Consider the following 19,777-nt stretch of genomic DNA (forward strand, 5'->3'; position numbering starts at 1 on the left):
TGCCCTATTCGGCTGGGTTTTGTTAGATGCGAGCAAGGTTTCCAAAAAATGATTTTGTATTTTCGAGATATAGACTGGATTTTTGAAAACGGAGGTATAAAAAAATGGCAGAATCGAATTCAGATGCCTCACATGCCGGAGGCCTTGTAAAAACCCTCAGGCCATACCATGTCTGGGCTCTTGGCGTAGGCATCGTGCTTGTAGGGGAGTACATGGGCTGGAACTTCACCATCGCAAAAGGAGGTGTTTTAGGGTCTCTTTTTGCAATGCTTGTGGCAGGTACCATGTACACTATAATCTCCCTCTGTGCAAGTGAGTTAGGCTCGGCAACAAAGCTTGCAGGAGGGCCTTATGACTGGGCAAGGCTTTTTGTCGGCCCGGGGGCTGCGGCGATTGTGGGGCTTGCAGTATACATGGAATTTATCGCCCTTGAAGCCGCAGATGCGATTGTTGTTGCTTTCATCGCAACCGAAATTTTTCCTCAGCTTCAGGTTTTTCCCGTAACTTTGCTTGTGATTGCACTTTTGACCTTTATCAACTATCGCGGAGTCGTTGGAGCTCTTACCCTTAACTTCGCCCTTACAATGCTGGCTTTCTTTGCAATCATTGCCTTCTTCTTTGCAACTGCCTTTGGAGTGGTTGAGACCCATCCAGGATACCTGCTTGAAGGAGCTATGCCAAACGGGCTTATCGGGCTTTTTGCAGCTCTTCAGTTTGGGCCCTGGTTCTTCTTAGGAATAGAAGGTGCGGCAATGTGCGCCGAGGAATGCAAACACCCCTCAAGGGCTGTACCTCTGGGCCAGCAGGCCGGAATGATCACCCTGCTTGTAGGTGCGGCAATGACGATTTTCCTTTGCTCCATGCTGATCCCCACAGATACGCTTGGTGTTTCGGTATACCCACTCTTTGAAGCTGCCCAGAACGGCGGGATTTTCATCTTTATAGCCCTTCTCGGCCTTGGGACCTTCCTGACCTGTATCGCCAGCGCCAACGGATGCGTCTGTGATGCCTCACGCTCCTGGTATGCCCTCTCAAGGGACGAATACGTTTCCCCCTGGTTTGCCGCGGTGCACCCGAAGTACAGCACCCCTTACAGGGCAGTGATCTTTACAGCCCCTATTGCCGTAGCCTTTGCTTTCAGCGGTTACCTGGACCAGGTCATCACCTTTTCCATCATATCGGGCCTGCTCTGTTACGTGCTGATCCCCTTCTCTCTGATCCGCTTCAGGAAGCTCTTCCCTACAAACACAAGCAAGGTAAGGCCCTTTGCAGGCCCGCTTCAGCCCTATATTGCATACTTTGCAATCGGGATTGCCCTGCTGATAATGTCAACCCTTTTCTGGGGTTACAAGTATAACCTGCTCTTCGGGCTCCTTTTCTACACAATTGCGTACTTTTACTTTTCTTCCAAGCGCAAGAAAAGCTCAGGAAACGAGCCAATCTGGAGTGAACTTGGCTGGCCAGATCCCGAAACAGCAGGCAGCCAGCACATAAAGGAGGTGAACGGTATTGAGTGCAGCAGGTAATACGAACGTTAGTTCAGCAGGCAATACATCCCTGAATGCCAGATACAAAAGCAAGCTAAACATGGACTCGGCCCTGATTGCGCTTATGCTTTCCCTCCTTTACGGGGTGCAGCTTTTCCTGGTCTACTCGGTCTTTTCGGCAACAAAGCCCGTGCTCCTGGAGTTCTCAGGGCTTATCCCTGTTTACCTGCTCTTCGTGGGCCTGATGTTTTTCATAGAGACCGTAGGCTGCCTGAAAGTCCGCCAATCTATAAAGCAGCACATGCACGAATTCCGCTATTATGACTGAGGAGGCATTTCATGAGCGCAAATAAAAAGAGTGCAAATAATAATTGTGCAAGTAGAAGTAGTTCAAGTAGAAGTGGTGCAAGCAGAAAGGCAAACAACAAAGAAAGGAGCCTGCTCATGCAGGTCCTTGACATAGCCTTCATCTTCGTGCTGGCCTTTGTCTGCCTTGTGGTCCCTACAACCCTGCAGGGTGCAGTCCTGGTTTCCTGGGAAGAAGGCGGAGCCGGGATAGGCTTTGTCTGGGACCCGGTAGGTTACTTTGGGCTCATGCTTGTTATTGTAGGCTTTTTTGCCTTCATCCTCTTCCATTCAGTGAGGAATTACAGGGTTTGATGCCTGCAAAAAATCTTAATTCTGAGCCTGCAGAAAAATCTTAATCCCTAAATCCGGGCTCTGGATAGTTAGGGTCTGCCACAAGATACATCCGGCAGACCTTCTTTTTAGTTTCATTTTTTATCTTATTTTTTATTTTATTTTATTTTATTTTATTTTATTTTATTTTGTTTTGTTTTTTTGATTCTGGTTAAAATCAGGTGATATTTAGAATTTTTATTTATTTTTACCACATAAAAATTGGAAACCCTGCATGCAGATCTCAGGATTGAAAGGCTTTTATAATAGTTCTAGAGATCGATGGTTATATATCTCTGAAAAGGGTATGTAATTTCAGTTTTCTTAAGAGCCGGTGGAGTGACGATTCGGAATGGTTTTTCAGTTGCTGGCAGGAAGCAGCTGATAAAGGCAGCAGGCTTATTGTAAATGCGTATACAGCCCTGACACAATTTGCCCTGCGCCGGCTTTGGAATAAGAGAAGCAGGAACCCGGGAGTACGGGGAACCGAAAATCCATAATAAATCAGCGAGGGTTTAATTTTGTTCCCAAATAAAAAAGTTCAGAAAATCGTTGGATCAAGGATCCAGGTAGAAATGAAAGGCGACCTTAATTTGCTTGAAGGCACTCTGAAGAGTGTGGACGACTATATGAATCTTCATCTTGTGGATACAATGGAGATAGTAAGAGGGGAAAAAGTCCGCTCCCTTGGTTCTGTAGTGCTTCGAGGCAATAATATCATACTGATCACTCCTGTCGAAGACTGAAACGTCTGAAGAAGGAACCTCATTAGTGTGGAAGCAGGCATGGATCTTGAAGACGAAGCATACAATATAATAAGAAGACATAAAGACGGCGTTTTCCAGAATGTTATCTGGAAAGAGCTGGATATCGACAGCAGGAAATGCTCCAGAATCATAAAAAAGCTTCTGGACAAGGACCTGATTATCCGTGAGGTGGGAGTCTCAAACGGAGCAAGGACATACCTCCTGAAAGCAAAAGAGGAGGTTAAAGAGAAATACGACCTTCTGCTCTCCAGGGACCTGTTTTCAGCCTGTACTGGTTGTACCGGGGATTGCGAGCCCGAGTACTGCGGAAGACTCAGCGAATGGATCGAAAACCTTATGGTAGAAAATGCTGAGGAACCTGGAGAAGCCGAAGAAGACATGGATATCGAAGATGATGACGAAATCGGAGAAGAGATCTGAAAGAAAAGTTGAGATCAATAAAAAACTTTGGTAAAGTCTAAAGAAACCTGAAAGGTCTAAAAAGATCTGGTAAGATCTTAACTAATACCTCCTCAGAAGCTATCCGCAATAGATAACTATTTATAAGAGAGCCCCTTATTGAAGATCCCCCTTCAATAAGGGAAATAAAACTCACTTAAGTACAACCAAAGTGCTCCGGTAGTGTAGTCCGGCCAATCATTCCGGCCTTTCGAGCCGAAGACTCGGGTTCAAATCCCGGCCGGAGCACCATACTATTATTAACTGTTCGGTAAACTTTTTATTATTACTTCCATTTTTCCATTATCACTTCTATTACTATTTTCTTTACGTTCTCCATAACTATTCCCTATCATCTTTTTGTTGTATCCTTTCCTGTTACATCCTTTCCTGTTACATCCACTGTTACATCCTTTATCTTTTTACTTTCATTTGACTTTTATCGTATATTTGTTAATCGAGTTTGCTTCTCGCATCTTTGTTACTCGAGTTTGATTTACTAATTCCCCCCTGTTGCCGCGCTTCCCTAAATTTCTGAACCCTGAAGAGGGGTTTCTAACTAAATATTTTTCAGTCAGTTATGTGGTAATTTATAAAAAATTACAGCCACGGCCTTAAATATACGACCAGATTAACTGTGTTTGATCGGCTAACTGCACCCAAAGCCATGGGGAAGGGACAGATTTATATATTACAAAGGATATTGTTGGATTCGCTGTGAGATGCAATGTGCTCCGGTAGTGTAGTCCGGCCAATCATTCCGGCCTTTCGAGCCGAAGACTCGGGTTCAAATCCCGGCCGGAGCACCAAATTCCAATTCCTTTTTCTAATATGTTTTAAATTCTTTTTCTAATATGTTTTTGTGTAATGTGAAAAATAGATTTTTGGACATTTTTATTGTAATATTTCTTCCAGATTATTTTGCCTGAGGGTGAGCTAGGAAGTTGAAACCATGTCTGAAAAACTGCATTCTGTGTCCGGATTTTATTTAAAGATCTCTTAATATCTGGAGTTTACATTTGATCCCAGAACTGTGTGACCTGCCTGAAGTTCCTTTCAGGTCCAGAGTTTTTACACTCATCTTTTTCCTTCTCCTTTTTTACAGGTCAACTTTTTGTCAATCAATTACTATCAATCAATTACTGTCAATCAATTTCTTCTAAGGATACGCTGGTGGAACTCCTTTATTTCCTGGATTCTTTCCAGGTTTTGTGCTTCATCGAGGACTCCTGCTGTACTTAGCGATTCCAGTGCCAGCTCCCCTGCAGCAACAGCAGTTTCCATCCCATATTCCAGCGCAAGGATTCGGAGGGTTTCCAGAGCCCATACAGTTTGAACAAGTGCACTTTTAGAACTCTGCCGGGAAAGATCCTTTCCCAGTTTTCCAAGTGCCTGGATCACATCCTCTACCTGAGGCTCATTCCTTTTCCTTACAGCAGCAGTACCCAGTTCCTCAAGGAGGATCGCAGCCCCGACCGCACTATCCTCCAATTCCTGCCCGGCTGAAGAAGCCCCTATTTCTCCGAGGAGGTTTACGGCAACAGCCAGGGTCTCGGAGAGGTTTTCATCCATTGCTTTCATGGATAACTGCATAAGATATATCTCGGAAAGGCTTGCCAGAACCTCCATTTTTTCCCTTGAAGAGTTTTTCCCGAAGTTTCCCAGGGATTCGGCTGCACTTCTTGCCACAGCATCCATGCCCTTTCCTGCAAACTCCAGGGCAAGACTCCCCAGACCGGAAAGTGCTTTTAATGCAAGTGACTCTCTTTTCTGATCTGCAGCCTCAACAGCCACTTCACCAAGAGAACGGACTGAGGCTACGGATGCAATCTCCATTCCTTTTTCGGCAGTCGCTCTGCCTATGTCCCCCATAGCAATTATCAGAGCTTTTGCATCAAGCTCGTATTCTGCAGTAATATCCATATGTATCAGCTGCACTGCGAAATCCCTCAGGCTGCTAAAAGCATCTACCACCCCTTTAGCATCCCCATCATAGGCTTTCCTGAAGCCCTCTTCAATCATCCTGACTTCAGCCAGCTCACGTTCATCCACCGAAGACATGCAACACCCCGGAATAGTCTTTGTTAATCTTATGTCCTGTCTCATGATCAGTTTTCCTATCAGAGCCATTTTCCTATCGGAAGCTCTCCATGGCTGTAAGAAATTCCTCAGGGCTATATCAAAAACGGAGTATTTTCTGAACAGATTTATGGGCAGATATGGAAAGGTGCGGGTAAAGGCACAGAAAAAAGCGCAAAAATAGGTTGATAAAGCGTAAAGTACATATACTAATGTACAATATTATGCCTTAGTGTACTATGATGCGGAGTGCATTTATTATGTTGATCAATTTACTATGTTTAACTGATTGCTGTGTTAATTGATTGCTGTGTTAATTGATTGCTGTGTTAATTGATTGCTGTGTTAATTGATTTATGATCTTGGACTGATTTGTGGCATTTATGAACTCAGGAAAGTTCTCCTAAAAAACTGATGCAGGAAGATGGTTTTAATGAAATCTCAGGATATTGCTATTGTTGGAATTTTACTCGCAGTCGGTGCAATTGTGCGCTATTTATCCCTTGTTATCCCGGGACCCATAGTCTCGAATCTCGTAATAGCCTTTTACTGTCTTGCAATTATCCTTGTCGTACCCAAATTCACGGAAGTAATAGGGATAGGGATCGTAGCAGGCATCGTATGTGCCCTTCTCAGCCATTCAATTTTCCCACCTGCAAACCTTATCAGCGAACCAATAGGGGCAGTCACATGCCTGTTCACATATAAAGCTCTCAGTAACAAGCTATCGGTCTCTCCGGCCCTTTCAACCCTGCTCGGGACCCTTGCCAGCGGGACAAGCTTTGTAATCATTGCAATGCTTCTTGTTGCCCCTACAATCATGTCAAAGTTTGAGACCATGGGAGCTTTTGTCGGTGCTATAATCCCCATCGTAGTGTTGACTGCAATTGCTAACGCCGTTATTGTCCAGATCCTCTATGTTCCCGCTTCAAAGGTACTTGCCCGGGGGAAAGCATAAATCATGATTGAACTCAAAGACTTCTCGTATACCTATGGCACAGCTGGAAACCCGGCTCTGGATCGCATCAACCTTGAAATCCAGGCCGGGGAACTGCTCCTGGTCACCGGACACAGCGCAGCAGGAAAATCAACGCTTGCCTTTGCAATGGCAGGGATTCTCCACCATGAAATAGGGGGCCGGATCGAAGGAGACCTCTCTTTCAAAAGAAAGGATATCCGGGGCTTTGACGGCATGAAGGAACTGAGCCGGCATATAGGGATGGTTTTTGATGATGCTGAGTCCCAGCTGATTTTCACCACCGTCGAAGAAGAAATCCGCTCAGGGCTCGAAAACCGCTTCCACTCCGAAGCCGAAATAGGGCGCAGGTTAAAAGAGGTAATGGAACTCTGTGAAATCAGCCACCTGAAACACCGGGCTCCTCACGCTCTGTCGGGCGGGCAGAAGCAAAAAGTTGCCCTTGCAGCAACCCTTGCTCTGGATACGGAAGTTCTGATCCTTGACGAAGCTACCGCCGAACTGGATACAAAAGCTGTAAGAAAAGTATTTTCCATCCTGAAGCGCTTAAAAGAAGCCGGAAAGACGATTATAATCGTCGACCACAATATAGAGGACTTCCTGGAAATAGGGGATCGAGTCGTGCTTCTTGAAAAGGGTAAAATAAAGGCCATAAAAAGCCCCTCGGAATTTACAGCAACCTCTCACACACATGAGGAAGGTACAACAGGCCTTCCCCTTTCAAGAAAAGATGGACAGCCGATTATTTCCGTAAAGAAACTCACCCAGCGTTATGGAGAAGTCCTGGCGCTCGATAGCATTGACCTTGATATCTACCCTGGGGAGCTCGTTGCCATCCTGGGAGAAAACGGCTCGGGAAAGACTACTCTTGTGAAACATTTCAACGGCCTTCTGCGCCCTTACTCCGGAAACGTAACCTTAAAGGGTCTAGATGCCTCCGCAGTTCCCATAAACGAGCTCGTGAAGCACACAGGCCTGGTCTTCCAGAACCCGGACAACATGCTCTTTGAAGATACCGTGGAAGCCGAAATTAATTTCGGGCTGAATAATATTGGAGTAAAAGGGCCTGAAGCAGCAAGAGCAATCCTCCATTCCCTGGAACTCGTAAACCTGAGTGAAAAGCAAAAAGTCTTCCCCCGCCACCTTAGCCGCGGAGAGAGGCAGAGGCTGGCTGTTGCCTGCGTAGTTGCAATGAAACCTGAACTGATAGTGCTTGACGAGCCCACCACGGGCCTGGACGCCGAAGAGTCAGACCGGATGATGCAGCTCATGCGAAAGCTCCAGCAGGAAGGCCACACCATAGTCATGGTGACTCATAACCTGCAGATCGTAAGAGACCATGCAGAAAGGGTTATTCGTATGGAGTCAGGAAAAATTGTGGAAGATTCGGTTAACAGGAAAGTTTCCAGTAAAGAATGTGTCAGTAAAGAATGTGTAAGAGGAGGCACATGCGCATGAAAGAGATTATGCAGTACATAAACAGGGACAGCTTTTTACACCGCATGAACCCGCTTTCGAAGATCGCTGCAGTAACGGGCATAATAGCCCTGAGCGTGTTCACAACAAACCCCGAAGTCCTTGCCTTTATGGTGCTTGGGATTTTTCTGGCTTCCTTAAGAGCCGGGCTCCAGCAGGAACTCCTCAAGCAGCTAAAACTCCTGGTCTTCCTGAGCGTCACCCTGATCCTGCTCACCGTCTTCACCCTGAAAAGCGGGGAAACTGTCGGCTACCTGGTTCCCGCCGGTACCCTGACGGCCGGAGGACTTGTCCCGATCACAACCGGAGCCCTGGACTTTGGAACCGTTCTTTCCCTCCGTTTCTTTGCAATGCTTTTTGCTTTCCAGCTCCTGGTGGTCACCACAAAACCAAGTGACCTCATGAAAGCCCTCCTGGCAATCCACATCCCTGTGGACTACGTGCTCATGTTCGTAATCGCCCTCCGCTTCATCCCAAGCCTCCAGATAGAAGGCCAGCGTATCCATGAAGCCCAGCTCGCAAGGGGCTACAACCCCGGTAAAGGCCTCCGCGGAAAAATAATGAGTGTAAAGCCAATCCTCGTGCCCCTGGTCGCAAATTCCCTCGGAAGGACCCAGGTGCTCGGCCTGACCATGGACATGAGGGGCTACAGGAGCCGGCAGAGCGTTGAGAAAAATAAGCTTTCCTGGAATAAGACCGATGTAGCAGCTGTGGGCTGTGTGGCTGTTATGGGGCTTGGAGTGGTGCTGGGCGGGTTGATGTAAGCTCACCCTAACTTCTCCATCTGAAACTCAGAAAAACCTGCAAAATCTGACGAAACTGTAGAACAGAAATAAACTGCAGAAAATTAGAAAATCATCACAATCCAAAAAAAGAATCAAAAAAGAAAATAATAGGAAGTTAAGCCTTAACCTCGCTTCCTTGAAATCACATAGCCAACCAGAATTACTGCAGCAAGCATAACCACTGGCAGTAATACTTTTTTCAGGCTTCCGGAAATTCCGGAATTATTCTCCTCAGCTTCAGAATCGGCAACATCAGATTCTTTCTCGCCTGAAGCTCCGGAAACTGCCTTGAAATCCTTTTCATCGACAGAATTCCCCAGGGGCAAGGATACCCCTGAAACGTCCTCTTCCGGATAAAGGGTCATTATTGAAAAAGCTGAGAACCCGGGAGTATCTGCCTCATAATAGACGTAGTCATCATCTTCACTGGTCTGGCTGGTAGAGAGTTCTACCCACTTTCCGTTGTCAAACTTACAAAGCCTGACGGAAGCCGAATCAATGCCATTTGAATTAATCCAGGCTTTCTCGACCTTGAAGCCGACAACTGCGTTTTCAATGTTATCCGGGCTTGCAGTCCCTTCATTTCCTACCCAGATATTAGTGTTTTCATAAACTTTCCCGGAGGGCAGTTCCGTTACCAGGGTGGATTTTCCCTTAAGCGTTTCGACAATAGTTGTAGTTTTTCCGACGGTCTTTTTGGGATCGAATTCAATGTACGCTATTGAGGTCACATTTTTTGAGAATACGAATTTAGCATGGTTGCCGTTGCTGATAAACTGCTGGGCTAGTTCTTTTACCTCAACATTGCTGGCAAGTTCAGGAGAGCCACCGGCACCTCCGGAGCTTGAAGAAGAAGACGAACCTGAAGAAGAGGTCGTGAAACTTATCACTTTAAATATCCCTGATTTTTCGTTATTCTCTTCATTAAACTCGAAAAACTGGCCCTCCGCATCTACAACTACCTTTAAGTCCATGCTTCCCGGACTGGTTGGGACCCAGTTGAATGTAAAGGAAGTTTTCGAACCCTCCTCAAGCCCGGCAACCGGGGAAAAAGAGATTTCATTTCCATTCAAGTAGCATTTTACACTGCAATTTCCAGATGGTGCAAGACCCACATTCATCAGCGTAACTTTAAATGTCACATTTTCGTTTTCACAGGGATTTGCCGGTTCCCAGGAAATATCCTCGATTATCAAATCGGGATAGCCGGATACGCCTATCAGGTTTTTATAAACGTACCACCCTTGCTGGTCCACATCACTCGATGTTTCGGGATACCTCTCATAATTTCCGGTTGCATCATTCTTCAATGCCACTCTTACCAGGAATACAACCTCATCGGACCCCTTATTTGGCTTGACCTTCAGGTTGATGGTTTCGTTTTTCCCTGTTTCCCAGCCGGACTTTACAAGGTCGACAAAAAGATACTCAGACGAATCAATATTTATCCCGTCTTTTCCCTCAATCGAACTTCCACGCGGATAGAGTTTTACACTGTCCCCGCTTCCTTCCATACTCAATATTTCCTCATTATTCGGAAACGAAACCGTAATATGGCCTTCACTTGATTTTTCTCCGTTGTTTTTTGTTGTTACGGAGATAAGAGCGTATTCATTATTGTAAAGTTTCTTCTCTATATAAACAGCTGTGCCGAAGGTTTCGGAAACCAGGGAATCTGCGGGTCCTGTTCCGGAAAGGTCAATATCAGCCTCATCAAGTTCAACATCTGAATTTGTTTCAGATGCTACAGTATTAGATGGCATCAACAATACGAAAAACAAAAGCAAGAAACATGATACTGTTAAATATATCCTCATAACTTCTTCCCCCAAAATACATAACCGAAAGATCGAATATTAAGACGATTCTCAATGTTTCATTAGTAAATAATATTCAAACAACCATATAATTTAATGGAAATGTAATTCCTAATAAAAATTATGAAACTAAAGTAATCTAATTAAAAAAATTATAAAAATAAGATTTTAAAAAATGAAGAGCTGCTAATTAGAACCCTATTAATTTCTACTGAATCACGTTAATAGATCTCTATGTCCCTCATGCTTTCCTTTCTTCGTTTCTTTTTTCTGCGGCTTTTCCGGTTTCACAGAAGTACAGGCTTTGTAACCTATATTTATTGTAAATGGGACATACAGGGCAGTTGCAGCTCTTTTTCAAAACCATTTCGGATGAACACCCGCGCGCACAAAAAAGGAAAGGTTCAGGTGGAAAGGGAAGACTCGGGCATGTGCCACAGTGTTCCATACAGATGCGAAGGTTTTCAGGAGTGTCAGCTACTACCGACTGGAACTGTTTCCCGGCCTCACTGATTTGAGAAGACTCCATAAGCTCGGATTTATGCTGCATCTTTTGTTTATGTCCCCTGGTTTGAGCAGTTTTTTGGAAAAATAATTCATTTCTGGATTTATCATCTGAGACCATAAGATTCCCCATAGAAGAGTTATATTGATAATAATAAAACCGCTGGCAAAATTCAATTCCAAAACGAGATGTTAAATCATGAAATAAAAATTAAATAAGTGACCCGGAGATCAGGATAACCAGCCCATCGAGAATTAAAAATAAGAGCTACAGAAAAATGTCAAAAAACGTAACATTAAAAGTTAGATTGACCACGCAAAAGAAAGTTCCAGAAACAGACAAAATGATCAAAAAATTGCAAGAGTTTGAAGATTCAGTAATTATAGAGTATGAAGTTTTTGCACTTGTTAAGTGTGAAGTTTCTATACTGGCCCATATATCAAAGAACTTATATATCATAGAATAGTAGGATAATTATTAGAGAGATTTATAAGGGGTCAAATTAACATCCGGGGAGATTCTGTAAATAGTGAATTTTCTATCTATACCATGTTATATTAGTTGTCATTTGTATAAAAAAGTTGGTTGAAATATAAGGTGTTGGTGATTGATTGAGAGCCCGTTGTTATGGTTCATGGGCCCTCAATCGTATGAAACCCCCTTTAAAGAATACTCCCACATATTCTTTACACAACTGTAAGAGAAAGCAATAAAGATTTGCTGTTGTTTGTGGTGATTGATTGAGAGCCCTTTATTATGATCCCTTGGGCTCTCAATCGGATGAAACCCCTATTAATGAATACTCCCCAAGTATTCTACGTACAAACATGCACTAATGTGCTTCTCTTACAATTACTATCTTTCTAATGCTGAAATTCTATATATAATAAATTATGTTAAATATTCAATGATTGATTAATTTTGTTTGCTTATTAACATTTGATCGAGGCATTATTTTATAACCCACTGAAAAATATAGTTTATCTCTAAAATATAGGTAGTTTCGAATTTTTTAATCCAATTGAAATTTTCAAGTAAAGCAAAACGCGGAATAAACGAAATTTCAAGCAACTATTCGGCCACTGATAAAAAAATATGTTTTTTTGATTTTTGACAGTGTTCATTTTTCCAAAAGATGCTGTGCCGATACAATGCGTTTTTTGTAAGAAAAATACTGTATAAATTAGCACAATATGTCAGCGACAGGATAAAATTAAAGCTGCATATTACCCTCTATACGAGTTACAAATCAGAACTATTAAAAAGGCCTCTCGTAGAAATAAGATTCGAACAAAAACTCCGCAGCTGTCGCTTTAAAAATCCCATTCACGATATCAAGAAATATCTGTAGAGCATGGGACTAAGGACAGATTCTGAATTACTACTCCAATGGTTCAGCTCTGGATAGAAGTTGCTCTGCTGATTATTAGATCTCTGTTTTTTCTCAGTGTTACTATTTCAGTAATTCTGGCTAGGAGTTACTTTGATAACTCCGCCCCTATCTGTAGTGTTTCCAGCTTGAGATTCTTCTTCAACCGCAGTTTCGTCTTCAGTTACAGTTTCGTCTTCAGTTATGGTTTCGTCTTCAGTTACAGTTTCGTTCTCAGCTGGAATTGCTTCAACGGGAGTTACTTCTTCAACTGGAGATAACTCTTCAACTGGAGTTACAGCTTCAACCGGAGTTACAGGTTCTTCAGTACCAGTGTCAGTACATCCTATTGCAAGGAATACACTGCATAAGACCAGCAAAATAACCAATTCTCTTCTCATCGTCTCCCCACGCAAAAATCAGATAATATATAAATAATGGTTTGATTTTATAATAGTTCATATCAGCTTCTAAACATAGTTTTTTATGATTTAGAGTATGGACCAGAAATTTGAAAGACAGATATAGTCAATTCAAAGCACTGTTTTCCCCCCGGGTTTAACCATTTCCGGAATGATAGAAGGCTCTTAAAAATAAGACTATTTGAAATGGATTCAGTAACTTGAGAACCAGGAAAAAAATAAATTTGGCTTAATTGATAGAAAAACGATATAGTTTTAATTGCATACTTAAAAGCTGCATATTCCAACCTGAAAAATAAGAGCTGTTTTTGAAAGACTTTCCCAATTAAATTAAGATTTTCGGACAAGCCCCCTATTTCAAATATGATCCTTAAAACAGAGAATTCAATTAACTCTTTGACAATCTTGTTCATCTTTTTATAGATTTATAATCCTCCAATGAAATAACCCATCATAACCGTTATAAACAACTATTCAATACCGGATGGATCGAATAAAGGCATTCATAGATGCCTTTTCGAGAAAAAGATCTTAGATATATCTTATTCTGCTTATTGGACTTAAATGCTGTAGCTGCACCTTCATTTGTTTTTGAAAACCCTCATTCGCCCATATTACGATATTACCTGATTTTATACTGTAATCGGCTAAAATTAAAAGCTGTATTTTGAACTGCCGCTTCCACCATTTATTTGTTAGGAGTTACCTGGATTACTCCAGTCCTTTCTGTGGTGGTTGCAGTTTCAGTATCTTCTTCCTCTGCGGCTGTCATTTCCTCTTCAGCTATAATTTCCTCTTCGACTGCGCCTCCTTCTTCGGTTACAGTTTCGGTTTCAGTTGCATTCATTTCTTCAGTTGCAGTCTCCTCTTCAGTTTCAGTTACCTCTTCAGTCACAGGCACCTCTTCAGTTGCAGGCATCTCTTCAGTTGGAGTTCCTGTTTCATTCGGCTGTTCGGTACCTGCGCATCCTATTGCCAGGAACACGCTGAACAGAACTATTAAAACAAGCAGTGCTTTTCTCATATTTTTCCCCCATGTAAAATTGAGTGCTTTATAATTAATATTCCGGTTTTATAATTGTTACTACCAGCTTCTGAACACAGTTTCGTTATTTAGTTAATTTTGAATCTACCGGATGAAATCTGAGTTCATCTCGGAAACAGATATCGGAAAGCAAATCAGAGCATTTTTTTCCATTTAAGAGTCTTACCTGCCCTTAAATTATAATAGCGGGAATTCCAATAATACTAAAGGACTCTTTTTGGGTGGGGGCAAGTCATGAAAATCAAATCCGTTAATCCTTATACTGAAGAAGTGAACTGGACTTACGATGCATTATCTTTCGGGGACTGCGAAGACCAGATTGAAAAGTCCAGGTCTGCTTTTTCATCATGGGGTTCTTTTTCAGTTGAGGAAAGAACGACGTATATCGCGCGGACAGCTGAGGTGCTCAGGCAGAACAAAAGGGCATATGCCGAGATTATTACAAAAGAAATGGGAAAGCCAATAAGGCAGTCGCTTGGAGAAATTGAAAAATGCGCATGTCTCTGTGACTATTATGCGGAAAATGCAGCAGATTTTCTGAAAGACGAAGTTGTGGAAACAGAAGCTGAAAAAAGCTATGTCACCTTTGAACCCCTTGGAATAATTCTCGGGATAATGCCCTATAATTACCCTTTCTTGCAGGTTTTCAGGTTTGCAGTGCCCGCACTGATTGCAGGAAACGTGTGCCTGCTAAAGCATGCGTCCAACGTGCCCGGGTCGGCTCTTGAAATAGAAAAGGTCTTTAACGGAGCAGGACTGCCTGAGGATGTATTTAAGACCCTGCTGATAGACTCTAAAGCTGCCATGGAAATTCTTGATGAAGACCTTGTGGACGGGGTTTCACTTACCGGAAGCGTAGTAGCAGGGTCTGAGATAGGAGAGCTTGCCGGGAGAATGATCAAGCCTTTTGTGCTGGAACTTGGAGGGTCTGACCCTTTCATAGTGCTTGAGGATGCAAATATAGACCGAGCTGCGCAGGTCGCAGTAAAGTCCCGTTTTCTCAATACAGGGCAGAGCTGTACTGCTGCCAAGAGGTTCATTGTCATTGAAGATGTTGTTGTGGATTTCATCGAGGCATTCGAACTGCATATGCAGGAGCTGAAAATCGGGGACCCCATGGATGAGGAAACTGACATAGGGCCGGTGGCAAAAAAAGAATTTGTTGACAGCCTTGAAAAGATCCTGAAGGATGCAAAAAAGAAAGGGGCGGAACCCCACATTTACGGGGAGAAACCGGAGAACGGCTTTTTCTTTATGCCAACCCTTATCCCTGCAGCCAGTACGGACATGAAGGTCTGCAATGTTGAGGTATTCGGGCCTATTGCACCCGTAATCATGGCAAAGGATGAGGATGAAGCTGTGGAGATTGCAAACTCCACGGAATTCGGGCTCGGAGCCGAGATCTGGTCTGAAGACCTGAAGAGAGCCGAAAGGCTGGCAAAAAGGATCAGGGCAGGTCTTGTAACCATCAATGGAAGAGTAAAGTCCGATCCAAGGCTGCCTTTTGGAGGGGTCAAGAAATCCGGAATCGGAAGGGAGCTTTCATATTACGGGATAAAGGAATTTGTAAACGTAAAGACCGTCGTGGTTAACAAATAAAAATAGATAGAATAAGATTTAGAATCGAGTAAGATTTAGAATCGAGTAATACTTGAGGTTTTTTATGAAAGCTTCGGACCTTTTTGTTGCCCAGCTTAAAGAGGAAGGCGTGGAATATATTTTCGGACTCCCTGGAGAAGAAAATCTTGACTTTCTCGAATCTCTGCGAAACTCGAACATCAAATTGATCATAACAAGGCATGAACAGGCTGCGGCATTTATGGCTGCAGCTTACGGGAGGCTGACAGGAAAACCGGGGGTTTGTTTTTCAACCCTCGGTCCGGGAGCGACTAACCTTGTTACAGGCGTTGCCCAGGCACAGCTTACAGGAGCTCCCTTTATCTCAATCTCCGGACAAAAGGCGCTGATTGACAACTGGCAGGCCCGTTTCCAGCTTGTAGATGTTGTCAGGATGATGGAACCGCTCTGCAAAAAGGCTGTATCCATCACCGACCCGGGGATGATCCCTACAGTAATCCGAAACGCCTTCAAGCACGCGGAAGCCGAAAGGCCGGGAGCTGTACATATTGAGCTTCCTGAGGATGTGGCTGGAGAAGAGACAGATGCAGTTGTGCAGAAGCGGAGCGAGATCAAAATCCCCTGTCCTGATCCTGAAGCTGTTAAAATGGCAGCAAGTATGATCCACGAGGCTAAAACTCCCCTTATAATAGTCTCTTCCGGAGCTAACCGGAAGGCGGTCACTGAAGAACTCGAATATTTTGCCAGAAAGACCGGCATCTACCTTGTGCACACACAAATGGGAAAAGGGGTAGTCCCTGATGACTGTCCTTATAGCCTCTTTGCTACCGGAATCCATGCAAGAGATTACATAAACTGTGGAATTGACGGGGCTGATCTGATAATAACAGTGGGTTACGATATCGTAGAATACCCTCCCTACCTCTGGAACGAGCAGCTGGATAAAAAGATCATAAATATAGATTTCGTGGATTCAGTACCTGACAGGTATTTCAATCCTACGATAGAAATCATTGGAGATATTGTCTCTTCAATCAGAGAACTTGCCGCAAACATCCCGGAAAAGCGAGAATTTCCGATCTTTGAGCATACCAGGAGTTTCATAGAGGAAAAAATAAGTGCTCCTGCCAGGAAAAGTTACCCCCCTCTTCCGCAGGCAGTAGTTCAGAATGTCAGGAAAGTGCTTGGGAGAGATGACATAATCACGCTGGACAACGGGATTTATAAACTCTGGTTCTCCCGCCTTTACAAGACCTATGCTCCGAACACTGTGCTCCTTGACAATGCTCTTGCAACTATGGGTGCAGGGCTCTCGTCCGGAATTACCGCAAAACTTCTTCATCCGGAACGCCGCGTACTTGCAATCTGCGGGGACGGGGGTTTTATGATGAACTGCCAGGAGCTCGAGACCGCAATCCGCCATGGAATCTCTGTGGTTGTCCTGATTCTCAATGACAATGCCTTTGGCTTTATTAAATGGAAGCAGAAAAAAAGGCATTTTGAGGATTTCGCCCTGGACTATGGAAACCCTGATTTTTCACTCTTTGCCAAGAGTTTCGGGGCTGCGGGAATCAAAGTCAAAGAAGACGATGACCTTGCAGAAGTTCTGGAAAAAGCTTTTGCCATGAATAAAGTAGTTGTTATCGAATGTCCTATCGACTATTCCGTAAACTATGAGACCTTCTCGATAGAACTGAGAAACCTTACATGTAAATTCGAATAAGCAGATTTAAGCAGATTTTTCTTCAAGGGTTTGCAGGTTGATATTATGCAAACCCTCCATTGTTGAAATCAAACACCGGGGGATACAATTGGGAGATGCAGAGAAAACCTGTGCTTGAATCTCTGCCTGTAAGGCTCGGAAAATTTTCGGTAAAGGAGCGTGTATACTGATGAAACTGAAGGTATTCCGCTTTGATCAAGAAACCGGGGAGTCCCATTACGATACCTTTGAAATCGAACCCTCGGCAGGGATGACAGTGCTTTCTGCACTATTCAAGATCCAGGAAGAGTTCGATGATTCCCTTGCCTTCCGTTATTCCTGCCGGGGGGCAGTCTGCGGGAGCTGTGCAATGCTAATTAACAAAATCCCAGCGCTTGCTTGTCGGACCCGGATCGAGCCCCTTCTAAAAGGGGAAGGTAAAATAAAGCTGAAACCTTTTAAGGGAATGGAAGAGACCGTTTCCTGGAATCCCGAAAATGAGGTCCTTGTGGAACCCCTCCCTTCCCTGCCAAAAGTAAAGGACCTTATTGTGGATATGGACAAATTCTTCGAATTCTACAGGGCAGTCGAGACTACCTTTAAACCGGTTTCCGAACCCCCTGAGAAGGAGAGGCTCATGCAGCCTGATGACGTAAAGGAGCTTGAGAAGTATACAAACTGCATACTCTGTGCTGCATGTGTGGGTTCCTGCCCGGTCTCGGGAAAAGACAGAGATTTTTTGGGACCGGCTGCTCTTGCAAAGCTGTATAGATTCCATATTGACCCACTTGAGGCTGATGATGAATCGAGGCTCATGCTTGCCAACAGTAAATTCGGCTGGTGGGGCTGTGAATTCCATGCCAACTGCAGGGCTGTCTGCCCTAAAGGCGTTCCACCTATTGAGGGAATAGGGAAAGCCAGAAAGGAAATCAAGGAGCTTGGAAAGAAACCGGATTAAAAATCCGGAAGCTTTTAAAGAAGAATTTACTGAGATGAGGCTAGGTGAGTCTATAATTCTGAAAACCCGAATTGAAAAGGATTCCCTTGGGGAAATGGAAATCCAGGAAAATATTTATTACGGCATTCAGACCCAGAGAGCGCTCTGCAATTTTCCTGTCAGCGGGCACAGGGAAAGGCCTGAATTAGTCAGGGCATACATTCTGATAAAAAAAGCAGCAGCGATTGCGAATATGGAACTTGGAGCTCTTGACAGGGAGAGAGGAAACGCAATCGTAGCAGCAGCTGAAGAAGTGCTTTCAGACCCTGCAGGAAAGTATTCGGACCAATTTCCCGTAGATGTTTTTCAGGCAGGGGCAGGAACTTCCTTTAATATGAACATTAACGAGGTTCTCGCAAACCGTGCTCTCGAAATAATGGGCCGAAAAAGGGGAGATTATGATTTTCTGAGCCCTAATGACCACGTGAACAGGGCCCAGTCGACTAATGATACTTTTCCAACCGCTTCCTACATAGCCATCATTTTTGCAGCTGATAGGCTTCTTGATGTGCTTGCTTCTCTATCGGGAGCTTTTCAGGCAAAGGCCAGAGAGTTTTCAGGAATTCCGAAGTCTGGCAGGACACATCTTATGGATGCCGTACCTGTGACACTTGGAGACGAGTTCGGGGCTTATTCAGCTGCTCTTTTAAGGGCTTCACGCAGGATAAAAGAACGAAGAGATGATCTTCTGGAGCTTCCGTTAGGAGGCACTGCAACCGGAACAGGAGCAAATACATATCCTGGTTATCGGGAACTTGTAATCTCAAAACTTTCCGAACTTTGCAAACTACCTTTCCGAAGAGCAGATAACAGCTTCGAAGCTCTGCAGAGCCGGTCCCAGCTTGCAGCCTTTTCAGGGGCTCTCCGGGAACTTGCACTTGAACTTATAAGAATAGCTAATGACCTGAGGCTCCTTAATGCCGGCCCTACAACCGGAATTTCCGAAATTGAGCTCCCGCCTGTACAGCCCGGATCATCCATGATGCCCGGAAAATATAACCCTGTAATGGCTGAATGCCTGGATATGATAGGATTCCAGATTGTGGGTAACGATACAGCAGTCGCTCTTGCAGCCCAGGCAGGGCAGTTAGAGCTCAATGTTATGACTCCTGTCATGACTTCTAACGTGCTCGTATCTATTGCCCTGCTCACGAATTATCTGCCAGTTTTTCAGGAACGTTGTGTAAAAGGAATTAAGGCGCATGAAGACAGGTGCAGGAATTACCTTAAGCTAAATCCTATTCTGGTAACCTTCCTTGCTCCAAAGATCGGGTATATTAAAGCAGCAGAGATCGCAAAAGAGGTGCTGGAGAAGAAAATGTCTGTTAAGGAAGTTGTATTAATGAAAGGAATTTTGAGTAAAGAGGAAGCTGATGAACTGCTCAAAATTGAAAAGCTATTATAACTGCTTAATTCCAGAGCATATTGCTGTTTTATGCTTTCTAAGTACTTATCTTTCTAAATTAGCATAATGAGATAATTGGAAAAATGAGATAGTTGAGTACAGAAAAGTCGACAGTTAAAACATTGATATTTAAAACGTTGATATTTAAAACGTTGATATTTAAAACGTTGATATTTAAAACATTGATAATTAAAACGTTGACAGTTAAAAAGCAGACCGTGAGAAAGTCAATAGTGAGACAGTTTTCCCAC

At 43.7% G+C, this 19,777-nt stretch carries 17 protein-coding genes and 2 tRNA genes; 14 read left to right on the forward strand and 5 right to left on the reverse strand.

The features are described from left to right. Positions 1–104 precede the first annotated feature (104 nt). The 7 genes from EO93_RS08930 (at position 105) to EO93_RS08960 (ending at position 4,179) form a co-directional block, all read left to right on the forward strand. Positions 105–1,526, forward strand: a complete 1,422-nt coding sequence (locus EO93_RS08930) for an APC family permease (RefSeq protein WP_048134348.1) — start codon at positions 105–107, stop codon at positions 1,524–1,526. Further along, positions 1,510–1,815: a hypothetical protein gene (locus EO93_RS08935; RefSeq protein ID WP_052735414.1), complete on the forward strand. Its 306-nt coding sequence runs from the start codon at positions 1,510–1,512 to the stop codon at positions 1,813–1,815. Before EO93_RS08930 ends, EO93_RS08935 begins: the two co-directional genes overlap by 17 nt. 11 nt (positions 1,816–1,826) lie before the next feature. Next, on the forward strand, positions 1,827–2,147 hold the full coding sequence (locus EO93_RS08940; protein ID WP_327037153.1) for an AcrB/AcrD/AcrF family protein: 321 nt from the start codon (positions 1,827–1,829) through the stop codon (positions 2,145–2,147). Between the two features lie 539 nt (positions 2,148–2,686). Beyond that, the gene (locus EO93_RS08945) at positions 2,687–2,911 is read left to right on the forward strand and encodes an LSM domain-containing protein (RefSeq protein ID WP_048134347.1); all 225 of its coding nucleotides are present in this window, start codon (positions 2,687–2,689) and stop codon (positions 2,909–2,911) included. Between the two features lie 39 nt (positions 2,912–2,950). After that, positions 2,951–3,352 (forward strand): Lrp/AsnC family transcriptional regulator, encoded by a 402-nt coding sequence (locus EO93_RS08950; protein ID WP_200895030.1) that lies wholly within the window; start codon positions 2,951–2,953, stop codon positions 3,350–3,352. A 192-nt stretch (positions 3,353–3,544) separates the two neighbouring features. Continuing rightward, positions 3,545–3,622 (forward strand) — tRNA-Glu (locus EO93_RS08955). A 479-nt stretch (positions 3,623–4,101) separates the two neighbouring features. After that, positions 4,102–4,179 (forward strand) — tRNA-Glu (locus EO93_RS08960). A 340-nt stretch (positions 4,180–4,519) separates the two neighbouring features. On the opposite strand, the gene EO93_RS08965 is transcribed toward EO93_RS08960, so the two are convergent. Then, complete coding sequence (locus EO93_RS08965; RefSeq protein WP_235284180.1) at positions 4,520–5,500, reverse strand: hypothetical protein; 981 nt, start codon at positions 5,498–5,500, stop codon at positions 4,520–4,522. Between the two features lie 382 nt (positions 5,501–5,882). Here EO93_RS08965 and EO93_RS08970 point away from each other — a divergent pair, with 382 nt between their 5' ends. The 3 genes from EO93_RS08970 to EO93_RS08980 are packed head-to-tail and all read left to right on the forward strand — an operon-like array spanning position 5,883 to position 8,665. Next, positions 5,883–6,407, forward strand: a complete 525-nt coding sequence (locus EO93_RS08970; RefSeq protein ID WP_048135124.1) for a tryptophan transporter — start codon at positions 5,883–5,885, stop codon at positions 6,405–6,407. A 3-nt stretch (positions 6,408–6,410) separates the two neighbouring features. Continuing rightward, positions 6,411–7,883: an ABC transporter ATP-binding protein gene (locus tag EO93_RS08975; protein ID WP_048162110.1), complete on the forward strand. Its 1,473-nt coding sequence runs from the start codon at positions 6,411–6,413 to the stop codon at positions 7,881–7,883. After that, positions 7,880–8,665 carry an energy-coupling factor transporter transmembrane protein EcfT gene (locus tag EO93_RS08980; protein ID WP_048135128.1) on the forward strand — a complete coding sequence of 262 codons (786 nt, stop codon included), beginning with the start codon at positions 7,880–7,882 and terminating at the stop codon, positions 8,663–8,665. Before EO93_RS08975 ends, EO93_RS08980 begins: the two co-directional genes overlap by 4 nt. Positions 8,666–8,808: 143 nt before the next feature. Here EO93_RS08980 and EO93_RS18160 read toward each other — a convergent pair whose 3' ends face one another. The 4 genes from EO93_RS18160 to EO93_RS16530 all read right to left on the reverse strand — a co-directional run bounded on the left by EO93_RS18160 (position 8,809) and on the right by EO93_RS16530 (position 13,823). Then, positions 8,809–10,449: a PGF-pre-PGF domain-containing protein gene (locus tag EO93_RS18160; RefSeq protein WP_052735415.1), complete on the reverse strand. Its 1,641-nt coding sequence runs from the start codon at positions 10,447–10,449 to the stop codon at positions 8,809–8,811. Positions 10,450–10,744: 295 nt separating this feature from the next. Further along, positions 10,745–11,053 carry a DUF2769 domain-containing protein gene (locus EO93_RS08990; RefSeq protein WP_235284181.1) on the reverse strand — a complete coding sequence of 103 codons (309 nt, stop codon included), beginning with the start codon at positions 11,051–11,053 and terminating at the stop codon, positions 10,745–10,747. A gap of 1,413 nt (positions 11,054–12,466) precedes the next feature. Continuing rightward, the gene (locus EO93_RS09000; protein WP_048162116.1) at positions 12,467–12,778 is read right to left on the reverse strand and encodes a hypothetical protein; all 312 of its coding nucleotides are present in this window, start codon (positions 12,776–12,778) and stop codon (positions 12,467–12,469) included. 709 nt (positions 12,779–13,487) lie between these two features. Continuing rightward, positions 13,488–13,823, reverse strand: coding sequence for a hypothetical protein (locus EO93_RS16530; protein ID WP_052735416.1), 336 nt, complete (start codon positions 13,821–13,823; stop codon positions 13,488–13,490). 255 nt (positions 13,824–14,078) lie between these two features. On the opposite strand from EO93_RS16530, the gene EO93_RS09015 reads away from it, so the two are divergent. The 4 genes from EO93_RS09015 to EO93_RS09030 all read left to right on the forward strand — a co-directional run bounded on the left by EO93_RS09015 (position 14,079) and on the right by EO93_RS09030 (position 19,526). Next, complete coding sequence (locus tag EO93_RS09015; RefSeq protein WP_048162118.1) at positions 14,079–15,443, forward strand: NAD-dependent succinate-semialdehyde dehydrogenase; 1,365 nt, start codon at positions 14,079–14,081, stop codon at positions 15,441–15,443. A gap of 64 nt (positions 15,444–15,507) precedes the next feature. Continuing rightward, positions 15,508–17,145, forward strand: a complete 1,638-nt coding sequence (locus EO93_RS09020; RefSeq protein ID WP_048162119.1) for an acetolactate synthase large subunit — start codon at positions 15,508–15,510, stop codon at positions 17,143–17,145. A gap of 169 nt (positions 17,146–17,314) precedes the next feature. Further along, positions 17,315–18,082, forward strand: coding sequence for a succinate dehydrogenase/fumarate reductase iron-sulfur subunit (locus EO93_RS09025; protein WP_052735417.1), 768 nt, complete (start codon positions 17,315–17,317; stop codon positions 18,080–18,082). A gap of 34 nt (positions 18,083–18,116) precedes the next feature. Continuing rightward, positions 18,117–19,526, forward strand: a complete 1,410-nt coding sequence (locus tag EO93_RS09030) for an aspartate ammonia-lyase (protein ID WP_048135157.1) — start codon at positions 18,117–18,119, stop codon at positions 19,524–19,526. Positions 19,527–19,777: the final 251 nt, after the last annotated feature.

This window comes from Methanosarcina sp. 1.H.A.2.2 (assembly GCF_000979975.1).
Classification (GTDB): Archaea; Halobacteriota; Methanosarcinia; order Methanosarcinales; family Methanosarcinaceae; genus Methanosarcina.